1 protein-coding gene is annotated in these 1077 nt (G+C 57.4%); it reads left to right on the forward strand.

Annotated features, from left to right (window positions below; genetic code table 11):
* Positions 1 to 1077 (forward strand): InlB B-repeat-containing protein (locus OCV66_RS15265; RefSeq protein WP_262564880.1); only part of this gene is annotated, 1077 nt, incomplete at both ends.

Consider the following 1077-nt stretch of genomic DNA (forward strand, 5'->3'; position numbering starts at 1 on the left):
TTACGATGACGCTGACCGCAGAAGAAAGCCTTGGCATCCACTTTTTCAGCAACGGTAAGCCGGGCGAACAGCCGCTCACCGTCCGCGTCCGCGGCGATAAGGGCGTGGACGTGGACAGAAGCCGTGTCAAGGTGCGGCGCGGGAACGATGCAAACATTATTGCAGACGCCGGACGCGGCTATGAGATCACCGAGATACGGCTGGACGATGGAGTGCAGTCCGCTGCGGGATATGTATCTGAGGGCCGTATCTGGCTGGGCGGCAAGGTGTACCGCATAGACAGGGACGGCGGCCGCGTGACGCTGTGCCTTACCGATGTGCAAACCGATATGGAGGCGTACTTTATCTCCGAGCTGGACGAAGAGCACATCCCTATTACCACCTCGGAAGGCACGGGCGTGGACATTGACAGGGATTGCGGCAGCACGGTTCCCAAGGGTACGGATGTGCGCTTTACCATTTCGGCCAAGACAAACTACCGCCTCAGCCGTATCACGCTTTCCGTGGACGGCACCAGCCGTACGGTGGATGCGGACGAGGACGAGATTAGTGTGGATGGAATAGACTACCAACTGCAGCAGAGCGGCGAGGATGTTATTCTGTGTGTGGATGATGTTTATGCACCGGTCAAGGTCTCTGCTACTGCCTCTAAGCTGACCACTTACTACGATCATTCGATCACTATCGGCAAGACACAGAATTGTACCGTATCGGCCTCCCGCACGGGTGTGAACGACGGCGGCTCGGCGACGTATACGGTTTCGCCGGACAAAGGTTATACGCTGGATACCGTCACGCTGCGCGTGGGCAGCCGGCAGGAGACCGCCCATGTTGATGAGGACAGCAGTATTAGAGTTGGGGGCAAGTCATACCCTATGTCTCTGTCCAATCAGGGCGTCCTCAAGATAACAGTAAGCAATATCCGTGACGATGTGCAGTTCAGTGCCTGTGCGGTACGCAAAAACAACGGCACATTGTTTCTGCGTAATGGCGTCACCGCGCCGTATTTTGAAGGTATGGGAAACTGCCGGTTCTGTCCGGAGGGCACCCTGACCCGCGCGGAAGCGGCCGTGATGC

This window comes from Agathobaculum ammoniilyticum (assembly GCF_025567315.1).
GTDB lineage: Bacteria > Bacillota > Clostridia > Oscillospirales > Butyricicoccaceae > Agathobaculum > Agathobaculum ammoniilyticum.